Consider the following 9,834-nt stretch of genomic DNA (forward strand, 5'->3'; position numbering starts at 1 on the left):
GTTGATTCAGATCGACGGCAGCGATCATCGGTGGTTCGAGGAACGGGCGCCGGCCTGCATCACCAATCCGAGCGACAGCACGCGCGGCTTCAAAGTGCGAACGAGTTCGAGTGTGGCGGCCCCATCTGTCGCCTCACCGGCGACATCGACGTCGACGACCTCCGCGAGGACGCTGCGCACACCCGCCCGCATGACAGCATGCGCGTCGGAAATCAGCACTTTGACCATAGCAAACACCCATCTGCTCGGCAGGTGAACGAACCCGCAATGACGTGCGATTCACACGCACCGGTTTGTTTGAAAGCATGGGACACGTAAAGGCATGTCGTCTGCACGCTGACGTACAAAGTGCGGCGGCCTGGGCCGATCGCCACGGCACGCGCGCTTCCGAGCGAGACAAGGTCCATTCAAACCCGGAGCCGAATGTCGAGCGATACCCCGAAGTTGCGCCGCCTTGATCCAGATCAGCTCGCAAGGCAGGCCCGTGCCGATGCTGTTCATACGGCGTCGACGGTGTTCCAGCCTGCCGTACGACGTCATCCATACACACGTCAAAGGAGTCGCCATGAGCGCCGAACGGATAAAGGAGATGTGGGCCGAATTCGATGACCTTGCTTCGAAAAGCGAAAACGAGGATGTTCAATTTCTGATCCGGGCGATCAAGCTACACGCAGAACTGATGAATGCCCGACTCGCCGCGCTCGATGCGTTGGGCAGCGTCAACGTTCAAACCAGACCGACATGATGTGCAGCCGGTAGCGGACGGCCGGGCCAGGTTCATCAAGGCCCGGCCCCTGTTTGCTCCAGCGATGATCCCGCCGGGGCCCGCCGCACGGCGCCCTGTCCCGATCCACCAGCGCTCGCCTAGCTGCGGCGGTTGCCGAAGAGCCGCATCAGCATCAGGAACAGGTTTAGAAAGTCGAGATAGAGCGCAAGCGCTCCCATGATCGCCTTCTTGCCGGCGATTTCCCCCTCTTCGCCCGCTACGTAGATACGCTTGATGCGTTGCGTGTCGAACGCGGTGAGCCCCGTGAACACGAGCACGCCGATCACGGAAACGACCAACTGCAGCGCCGACGATGCCAGGAAGAGATTCACGAGCCCCGCGATGACGATGCCGATCAGCCCCATGAACAGAAAGGAGCCGAAGCGCGACAGATCGGCCCGTGTCGTGTAGCCATAGAGGCTCGTTGCACCGAACGTGGCCGCGCTGATGAAGAACACACGCGCAATGCTCTCGCCTGTATATACGAGGAAGATGCCGGAAAGCGAGAGCCCGACCAGCGCGGCGTAGGCCCAGAAACCGATCTGCGCCGCGCCGGAGCTAATGTGCTCGATGCGGAAGCTCAGAAACATGACCAGCGCCAGCGGTGCGAGCAGCACCACCCAGAAGAGGGGCGTTCCGGCAATCGACACGTAGAACCCGGTCGATGCGCCGAGATAGGCAACGGCGCCCGTCAGCGCCAGGCCCCCGGCCATATAGTTGTAGATGCGTCGCACATACTGGCGAAGGCCGACGTCGTCGCCGCCCAATACGCGCTGCGACTCTTCTGCTCGCGCCCCCTGTCGAAAGTCGCTTCCCATGATCGATTCTCCTCGGACCGCAGTTGTGGCGGCCGCGCTTCGTCGTAGCCGTTCCCGTGATCAATCTCGCCCCTCGGGTCATCGGGCACCTTGACGCACATCAAGCCTATCCGGCGCCGCACCGGCTCTGCAGGGCCTTGCGCGCACCCGAATTGCAGCGCACGAAGCCGCGGATCTGCTTGAGTTGTGTCAAGCCGCGCGCGAAATGCACCGGCATGGCCTGCCGCATCCGGATCGGTTGACGCATCTCAATCGCCGTGCGTGGAACGTAGATATCGTGGCGCGAGTGCTCGCCAATGACGGCAGCGAGATCCGCGTCCGCGGGCGTCGACGGCGGTTTCATCCATTCTGAACAGGGACATCTCCATGCAACGCAGCACACGGGATTCGGATCGAGCCGCCCGCCGACGCGCGGCCGGCATCGATCGGGACAACAGCCGGTTCTATCTGGTGGGCGGCGGCATCGCATCGCTGGCGGCGGCGGCCTTTCTGATCCGGGACGGCGACGTACGCGGCTGCAATATCACGATCATCGAAGCGCTCGATCGCCTGGGCGGCAGCCTGGACGGCGCGGGTTCGGCCGACGAGGGCTACGTGATCCGGGGCGGCCGCATGCTCGAAAGCAAGTACCTCTGCACTTACGATCTGTTTTCGTCGATCCCGACGCTCGACAAGCGATGTTCCGTCACCCGCGAAATCCTCGACTGGAACGAGACCATGCGGACCGCGTCGAAGTCGCGCCTGGTGCGCGACGGCCGACGGGTAAACAAGCCGCTCTTCGGGCTCGACGAAGGACACATCGTCGCGCTGGAGCGCCTGTCGATCGAGCCGGAAAGCATGCTCGGAGACAGCCGGATCTCGGATCACTTCAACGCCGGTTTCTTCACGACGAATTTCTGGCTGATGTGGTGCACGACCTTCGCGTTCCAGCCGTGGCATAGCGCGGTCGAATTCAGGCGCTACCTGCTCCGGTTCGCGCACATGGTGTCCGGATTCAACCAGCTACAGGGGATCATGCGCACGGTCTACAACCAGTACGATTCGCTGGTGAGGCCGCTCGAGAAATGGCTCGACGAGCGCGGCGTGCGCTTCGAGTCGAATACCCGCGTGACCGATCTCGTGTTGAGCCGCGCCGATGGCGAGACCCGCGTCGAGCAGATCGTCTGCGAGCGCGACGGCGCCACCAGCCGAATCGCGGTGCGCGAAGGCGATTGCGCGATCGTCACGCTGGGCTCCATGACGGAAGGATCGAGTCTCGGCGGCATGGATCGCCCCGCGACCCTCAACGGCCGAGCCGACGCCGGTGCATGGGCGCTGTGGGAGAAGATCTCGGCCGGACGGCCGGCGTTCGGACGCCCGGCCGCGTTCGCCGATCACATCAACGAATCCAAATGGCTGTCGTTCACGGCCACGCTGCGCGAGCCCGCCCTGCTCCGGCGGATTCGCGACCTGACCGGCAATGTTCCCGGCGAAGGCGGTCTGATCACCTTCGCGGAGTCGAGCTGGCTGATGTCGATCGTCGTGCCGCATCAGCCGCATTTCGTCGGTCAGCCCGAGGACGTCAGCGTGTTGTGGGGATACGGGCTGTTCGTCGACGCGCCCGGCAACTTCGTCGAGAAGCCGATGGCGGCCTGCACGGGGCGCGAGATCATGACCGAATTGCTCGGACATCTGCGACTCACCGAGCAGGCTGACGACCTCCTCGCCAGGCTCACCTGCATACCGTGCATGATGCCCTTCATCACGAGCCAGTTTCTGGCGCGCAAGGACGGCGACCGGCCGCAGGTAACGCCGGAAGGCACCGCCAATCTTGCTTTCGTCGGGCAGTTCTGCGAACTGCCCGACGACGTCGTGTTTACCGTCGAATACTCGATCCGCAGCGCGCAGGCGGCCGTCGCGGCACTGCTCGATCTCGACCGCCGGCCGCCCCCGGTCTACAAGGGACAGCACGACCCACGGGTGCTGTATCGGGCATTCACGACGCTGCATGACGCCTGAGGACGGCATGCAGGACGGCGGGCGCGGCGCCCGCCGGTCCGACCGGCAAGCGCCCGCGACCGGTTCGCGTCCTTGACTTGAATCAGGCGGGGCCCGCGGGCGGGCCCGATTCCAGATGCGCGGCCGGGGTGGCCCGGGTGACAGCGCGCAGCGCATCGATCTCGTCGAGCAGATCGAGCGCGAGCGCGATGCCGGGCGGGTTGATCATCAGATCCCGGGACAGGCGCTGCGCGATCGCGACACGGCGCAGCACCGCCCCGCTGAAACGCCACTCTCGCGGACAGGCGCCCAGCGGGTCGAGTGCGCCCTCGGCGACCCACAGCGTCAGTTCCTCCTCGGACGCGCCGCTTATCCGGCACAGCTCGACGAACGTCAACTCGACGCGCTCGTCGATGACCTGTCCTTGCAGATAGACGGCTCTGGATTCTTTCATGATGCATCACCCGTAAAAATGCGCGCGCGGATCGAAATCGAACGACTGACGCATGGTGTCGTAGGCAGCCTTGCTCCGCTCGCTGTCGGCGGGCGGCAGGACAATCTTGAGCTTCACGTACAGGTTGCCGGGCGGTTCGCCGGGAATCCCCTTGCCATTCAATCGCAGCCGTCTTCCGGATGGCGAGTTCCCGGGCACGGTCACCGCGACCTCGCCGTCGGGCGTCGGCGTCGTGACCGTTGCGCCGAGTGCCGCTTCCCACGGCGCGACCGGGAGATCGACCGTCACATCCCGGTCGTTCACCTGAAAACGCGGATGGTCGCGAAACGCGATCTCGAGATACAGATCGCCGGGCGCACCGCCGCTGTGCCCGGCGCCGCCCTGTCCCGCCAACCGGATGTACTGTCCGGCCCGAATGCCTTTCGGGATGGAGACATTCAGCGTCCGCGGCTGCAGCCGCACGTGTCCCTGCGGGTCGACGCCCGGCACGCTCAGCGAAATGACGCGCTGCGCGCCGCGATACGCGTCTTCCAGGTCGACGACGAGCTTCGCATGGTGATCGCGCCCGGCGTTGAGCGACCCATCCGGCCTGGCCCGCCCGGCGGCGAAGATCGACGCCAGATAGTCGTCGAAGTCGGGCGGCGCGCCGGCTCCGCTGAATTCGAACCCTTCGTCCCAGTTCGGCTCCGGGCGAAATGACTCGCCGCCGTGCCATCCGGCGCCGAGCCTGTCGTAGGCGGCCCGCTTCTCGGGGTCCTTCAACACCTCGTAGGCGTGCCCGACTTCCTTGAAGTGCACTTCGGCATCCTGATGCTTGCTGACGTCGGGGTGATATTTGCGCGCTAGCTTGCGATACGCCCGCTTGATGTCGTCCTGCGTCGCGTCGCGCGCCAGGCCCAGCACCTCGTAGTAGTCCTTGTATTCCATGAGAAAGACCTGACGGGAAAAGCGATGGATCGATGGACCGGCCGGCGCATGCGCCGATGCAGTCTGGCCGAAGCGGTGCGAAAGCGTCGTTTACGCATGTTCGAACTCCTCCTTCGCAGCGTATTCAGCGATCTGGCAACGGGATTGACCCATGTCAACGGCTCACCGGCAAGCGTGGTCGTCGATGTGAAGACCCGGAACGGGGGCGCCACTTGGAGCACCATGCCAACATCCTGAACGAACGCTGGTACCCGCGCGCGTCCGACTGGCGCGATCTGCTCGCCGTCCTGCTGGTGCTCGGCCTGGCGGTGCTCGTCGGCGCAGCCGCACGCCAGATGGTCGGCCCTCTCGTGATCGCTCAGCACGCACCCATCCGCAGGGACGTGCGGCCGACCGCAAGCGGCTGTTGCGCGAGCATCTCGAACATTTCGTAGCGCTTGCCGGCCACATCCGGGCAGTCCTCGACGAGCGGGACGGGCATCGGGCGCCGCGCGAACGTTTTGATCTCGAGCTGGAAGATCACCTCAACCCGCAGGACGCGGCGGATACGCTTCGAACCGTCATCGACTGGAGCCGCGCCTCGGGGCTATACACCTACGACGACGCGACCCGCATGTTCGGCGCCGGTGATGACTAACGCAGGCAGCCCTCGTCATTTCCATCGGACCCATCGGTCGGGCCGGTTGCACGCGGCCGTGCTGGGCGCCAACGACGGCGTGCTGTCGATGGCCAGCCTAATGGTCGGCATGGCGTCGGTGGGGATGGCGCCTCGTACGAGGCTCACCGCCGGCATCGCCGGGCTTGCGGCCGGGATGCTGTCGATGAGCGCCGGGGAATACGTGTCGGTCAGCTCGCAGGCGGATGGCGAATCCGGCGATACGGAAATCGACCGGCCGGCGCTGCAAGCCGATTATGCGCACGAGCAGAACGAACTGGCCGACATCTACGTCCAGCGCGGCCTCGATGCGGTGCTGGCGCGCCAGGTCGCCGAACAACTGATGGCGCACGATGCGCTCGCCGCGGCGAGCGCCTCGCTCGTCAGCTTCGCCGCAGGCGGCGTCGGGCCACTGCTCTCCGCCGTTCTCGCATCGCCCTCGCGGGCTGTCGCTGCCGTCATCGCGGTTGCGAGCTTGTGTTCCATATTGGCGCGCGGCGATCATGGCCCGCGTGCGCGACGTCATCGCCGGCGGGTTGTAGGGATTCTGCGGCGGCACCAGACACCGGCCGATGCGCTCCCGCATCTCGCTGCGGGAAAGGTTCAGCTTGCCTTCATCGAAATACCCGCCGAGATAGACTAGCCTGGGCGTGTCCCGAGCGGCCCGCTGGCGATCGTCGCCCGGCCACAATGACTGAGCGGGTTGCAGCGCTGCTTGGCCGCGTGCCACCTGCCTGGAACCCAAACAGCAACCGCTTGATCTGAAATCAATATTTATTGGGGACATGCCGCACCCCCATGCAATATGGATCGCTCTAACCGGTGAATTGCATTGAAATCAAGACCACCCCGAAATACCGGGTTCCATATCGATCGCGCGCGATCGCGCACCTTGATCAGACATGTGCCGGCATTATAATTTTTGAAGGTGGATTCGCATTCGAACGGCCATCCCCAATTCATCGAGACAGGGGACAAATTGCTGTCACTATCCCGCCTAGTCGTCGGATCGGTAAGATATGATGGTTGGCCCTTCCACCGATTCCCGCAGCGCCCACATCGGCCGGGTTCTCGTTCGTCAGCCGGACGCAAGCGCAGGAGCCACACATGCAGGGCAACCCGCCCCTTACCGAAAATCACCTGCTTGCCGCGCTGCCGGAAAACGAGCGCGCCCACTTCGCTGAGCACCTGACGCTCGTCGAGATGCCGTTGGGAAAAGTGCTGTACGAGTCGGGCGGCCAGCTTCATCACGTCTTTTTTCCGACCACGTCGATCGTTTCGTTGCTGTATGTGATGGAGGACGGCTCGTCCGCTGAAATCGCGATCGTCGGGCATGAAGGCATGATCGGCGTGTCGTTGTTCATGGGCGGCGAAACGACTCCGAGTCGCGCCGTCGTGCAAAGCGCGGGGCAAGCTTACCGGCTCGACGCGAGCATCCTGAAAGAAGAATTCCGGCGCGGCAACGCGATGCAGCGCCTGTTGTTGCGCTATACCCAGGCGCTGATCACGCAGATGGCCCAGACCGCGGTATGCAACCGGCATCACTCGATCGATCAGCAACTGTGCCGTTGGCTGCTGCTCAGTCTCGACCGCCTGCCTTCGAACCAACTTCGCATGACACAGGAGCTGATTGCCAACATGCTGGGGGTGCGCAGGTCGGGCGTGACGGAAGCGGCATTGAAGCTGCAGGACGCGGGCCTCATCCGCTACAACTACGGCCACATCGAGGTGCTGGACCGGCCCGGGCTCGAAAGGCGTGTGTGCGAATGCTACAGCGTGGTCAAACGCGAATTCGATCGCCTGCTTCCCGATCTGAAGCGACTGTAGTCCCCACTGCGCCGCATCGCACCGGCATTCGGAGCGGATGCCGTTGACGTTTCCGAAGGCGTGGGCGCGGAGGATCGATACCTTGCCGCTCCCGACACGACGGATTAGGCATCCTCAGGTTAGCCAGTACGGCGTCGAGTTGTAGTACTGGTGAAGCGACAAGCCCCACTGCGATTGCGCCATTACCCGCCAATGCTCGCCGTCGAATCCCGGGGTGCCTTTGACATGCGCGCCAGTCACATCCAGATGGAAACATTTGTCGTCGGTATCGTATTTCGTTGTATTCCACGGAATGGCGCAAAGCATCTCGCCCGCTCCGCCACTGGAAGCAACCGCGTAGGCTTCACGCACAGTCTCGACATTGACAATGACACTCATCCGATGCTCGGGTACAGCCGGCCCCGCTTGCGGAAGACCGCATAGGACGCCGTCATCCATCACGTCTGGGCTAGCGATGCTTGATGTGCGACGACTTCCGGTGATGCTTTCGATGGGCCGGGCGGGAAATCATCCTGGTGACACCGCCTATCGACGGCGGATCGCTGGCGGGGAACGTCCCCTCGACCGCCTCGTCGACATTGCGTTCGCTCTTGCCGCGGTTCGTATGCTGCTCTCGATACCTGCTGCGCATAACCACCTCCGTGGAGTTGATGGTCGGACCAGGCTGACATGATCCGACTCGCGGCGTACGGCCGACCCGCCAGCGTGAAATGCCGCCGATTACGACGCCAGCATAGGCCCGATTTGAAAATTTCGCTGGGCACGATCATGATCCGGCGCAGAACGCCGGACATCGGGACACGAACCGCGGTCGCGGCCAGAGACTTGGCATCACGCCCGGCCAGGAATCCCTGTGACAGCCGGTCGCGCAGGACATGCACGTCGAACCAAAATGGCGCCGAGATCGGGCATGCGACTCGTCGGCCTGATCTTCGCAATCGGCTGCTTTTTCGCCGCACCGCTGTTGTATGCGGAGAGAGTGAATCACGGTTGGGACCAGGACAATCACGCGCATATGACACATCAGGGTGGTCGCCACTATGGCCAATACCGTAGCGGCGGCCACGACGGCATCACGGCGACGACGAGTATGCGTACGGCGCGCCTCCGATGGCTTACGCGCCGGCACGGGCACCGGGCGTCTCGCTGTTCATGCCGCTGCGGCTGAGTTGAGACACGAAGCCAATCCGGCAGCCTCGGTCGCCTGGCAGCCCATCGACGTGGCAATCCTCGCTGCTTCGCGATCCTGACGACGAAGACGGAGAGGATATTCCGCGACATGTCGGGGAGGACAGCTCGTCGCCGGATGGACCACCCCTGTGCTCCAAACGGTGCACGCTTTGTACGGTTTCGTACCGCATCGGCCATTCGGCGCGTGTAGCGTTTCAACCATGCCGGCCATCCGAGGGGACGTGATCGGCAAGAATCGCTCCGCATCGGCGGACGAACGACTAGATGCCACAGGGTGGCAGGCAGTTCAGCCGGATCACCGACGTGCCGGGCATCGCTCTGGCGAGGACATCATGTTGCGAAGCATTCGAAGGTTGCACGGAGACACGGTTCGAGCGAAGGACGGCGATATCGGCCACATCCATCAGGCCTACTTCGACGATGACAATTGGTGTATTCGCTACATCGTCGTCGAGACCGGCGACTGGCTGCACGACAGGCAGGTGCTGATCTCGCCCTATTCAGTTACGCATGCCGAATTCCGCACGCTATATGTCAGCCTGACGCAACAGCAGGTGAGAGATAGCCCGAATCTGGACACGCACAAGCCGGTATCCCGCCAGCACGAAATCGAATATCTGCGTTACTACAACTACCCGACCTACTGGGGCGGCCCGAACCTTTGGGGGATGGGCGCGTACCCGGCTTTCGATCCCGCCGGGCCGTCACAAGACCCTGAAGCGGGCGATCCTCTTTTCTCGCACGCCGCGCCGGCCAGCGCATCGGCGGATACACATCTGCGCAGCACTGGCGAGGTCGACGGATATCAAGTCGAAGCCACGGACGGACATATCGGCCACGTGTCCGACTTCATTTACGACGATGAAGCGTGGGTAATGCGCTATCTGGCGATCGACACGTCGAGCTGGTGGTCAACCAGCAAGGAAGTGCTGATCGCGACCCACTGGCTCGGCCAGGTGGACTGGGCGACGGAAACGGTATCGACGACGCTCACGGGCGACGCAATCCGCCGAAGCCCTCCATACGACGATTCGCAGCTCGTTCATCGAAGCTACGAGATCGAGTTGCACGAGTTTTACGGTAAGCATGGCTACTGGAGCGGAGACCGATAACGCACACCCGCGCGAGGAATCATCCCATGCGGGATATAGGAGCAATTGCATGACCTCACCCTGTTTCCCGTCAACGAAAGATTCGGCACTCGACGCGCTCTGCATCA

At 63.5% G+C, this 9,834-nt stretch carries 13 protein-coding genes and 1 pseudogene; 8 read left to right on the forward strand and 6 right to left on the reverse strand.

Features of this window, described 5'->3' with window-relative positions; translation table 11 throughout:
- Together J7024_RS35095 and J7024_RS35100 are read left to right on the forward strand one after the other, a co-directional pair.
- Nucleotides 1-256: hypothetical protein (locus J7024_RS35095; RefSeq protein WP_234745916.1), on the forward strand; the 256-nt coding region annotated here is incomplete at its 5' end.
- A 309-nt stretch (nucleotides 257-565) separates the two neighbouring features.
- Nucleotides 566-745 carry a hypothetical protein gene (locus J7024_RS35100; RefSeq protein ID WP_175752155.1) on the forward strand — a complete coding sequence of 60 codons (180 nt, stop codon included), beginning with the start codon at nucleotides 566-568 and terminating at the stop codon, nucleotides 743-745.
- 119 nt (nucleotides 746-864) lie between these two features.
- On the opposite strand, the gene J7024_RS35105 is transcribed toward J7024_RS35100, so the two are convergent.
- Both J7024_RS35105 and J7024_RS35110 read right to left on the reverse strand, forming a co-directional pair.
- Nucleotides 865-1,533 carry a Bax inhibitor-1/YccA family protein gene (locus J7024_RS35105; RefSeq protein WP_442861914.1) on the reverse strand — a complete coding sequence of 223 codons (669 nt, stop codon included), beginning with the start codon at nucleotides 1,531-1,533 and terminating at the stop codon, nucleotides 865-867.
- Nucleotides 1,534-1,690: 157 nt separating this feature from the next.
- Nucleotides 1,691-1,927: a hypothetical protein gene (locus tag J7024_RS35110; protein ID WP_175795764.1), complete on the reverse strand. Its 237-nt coding sequence runs from the start codon at nucleotides 1,925-1,927 to the stop codon at nucleotides 1,691-1,693.
- A gap of 23 nt (nucleotides 1,928-1,950) precedes the next feature.
- Between J7024_RS35110 and J7024_RS35115 the strand changes: the two genes are divergently transcribed.
- Complete coding sequence (locus tag J7024_RS35115) at nucleotides 1,951-3,582, forward strand: oleate hydratase (protein WP_175770675.1); 1,632 nt, start codon at nucleotides 1,951-1,953, stop codon at nucleotides 3,580-3,582.
- An 82-nt stretch (nucleotides 3,583-3,664) separates the two neighbouring features.
- Here the strand turns inward: J7024_RS35115 and J7024_RS35120 are convergent, their stop codons facing one another.
- Nucleotides 3,665-4,015 (reverse strand): chaperone modulator CbpM, encoded by a 351-nt coding sequence (locus tag J7024_RS35120; protein WP_175752148.1) that lies wholly within the window; start codon nucleotides 4,013-4,015, stop codon nucleotides 3,665-3,667.
- A gap of 6 nt (nucleotides 4,016-4,021) precedes the next feature.
- Complete coding sequence (locus tag J7024_RS35125) at nucleotides 4,022-4,942, reverse strand: DnaJ C-terminal domain-containing protein (protein WP_175752146.1); 921 nt, start codon at nucleotides 4,940-4,942, stop codon at nucleotides 4,022-4,024.
- Nucleotides 4,943-5,154: 212 nt separating this feature from the next.
- Here J7024_RS35125 and J7024_RS35130 point away from each other — a divergent pair, with 212 nt between their 5' ends.
- The 4 genes and pseudogenes from J7024_RS35130 to J7024_RS35145 all read left to right on the forward strand — a co-directional run bounded on the left by J7024_RS35130 (nucleotide 5,155) and on the right by J7024_RS35145 (nucleotide 7,424).
- Entirely contained in the window at nucleotides 5,155-5,376 is a 222-nt protein-coding gene (locus J7024_RS35130; protein WP_175770673.1) for a hypothetical protein, read from the forward strand.
- Nucleotides 5,313-5,579, forward strand: a pseudogene (locus J7024_RS35135) (AAA-associated domain-containing protein); the annotation flags it as partial. The gene J7024_RS35130 and the pseudogene J7024_RS35135, both read left to right, overlap by 64 nt.
- Nucleotides 5,572-6,240 carry a VIT1/CCC1 transporter family protein gene (locus J7024_RS35140; RefSeq protein WP_175752144.1) on the forward strand — a complete coding sequence of 223 codons (669 nt, stop codon included), beginning with the start codon at nucleotides 5,572-5,574 and terminating at the stop codon, nucleotides 6,238-6,240. The pseudogene J7024_RS35135 and the gene J7024_RS35140, both read left to right, overlap by 8 nt.
- Nucleotides 6,241-6,704: 464 nt before the next feature.
- Nucleotides 6,705-7,424: a Crp/Fnr family transcriptional regulator gene (locus tag J7024_RS35145; RefSeq protein ID WP_175752142.1), complete on the forward strand. Its 720-nt coding sequence runs from the start codon at nucleotides 6,705-6,707 to the stop codon at nucleotides 7,422-7,424.
- Nucleotides 7,425-7,538: 114 nt separating this feature from the next.
- Here J7024_RS35145 and J7024_RS35150 read toward each other — a convergent pair whose 3' ends face one another.
- On the reverse strand, nucleotides 7,539-7,802 hold the full coding sequence (locus J7024_RS35150; RefSeq protein WP_233409995.1) for a hypothetical protein: 264 nt from the start codon (nucleotides 7,800-7,802) through the stop codon (nucleotides 7,539-7,541).
- Nucleotides 7,803-7,872: 70 nt separating this feature from the next.
- Nucleotides 7,873-8,055, reverse strand: a complete 183-nt coding sequence (locus tag J7024_RS37420) for a hypothetical protein (RefSeq protein ID WP_315857441.1) — start codon at nucleotides 8,053-8,055, stop codon at nucleotides 7,873-7,875.
- 892 nt (nucleotides 8,056-8,947) lie between these two features.
- Between J7024_RS37420 and J7024_RS35155 the strand changes: the two genes are divergently transcribed.
- The gene (locus J7024_RS35155) at nucleotides 8,948-9,727 is read left to right on the forward strand and encodes a PRC-barrel domain-containing protein (protein WP_175795782.1); all 780 of its coding nucleotides are present in this window, start codon (nucleotides 8,948-8,950) and stop codon (nucleotides 9,725-9,727) included.
- Nucleotides 9,728-9,834 lie beyond the last annotated feature (107 nt).

The sequence above is a fragment of the Burkholderia sp. WTPI3 genome, from assembly GCF_021483755.1.
In the GTDB taxonomy this organism is placed as follows: Bacteria; Pseudomonadota; Gammaproteobacteria; order Burkholderiales; family Burkholderiaceae; genus Burkholderia.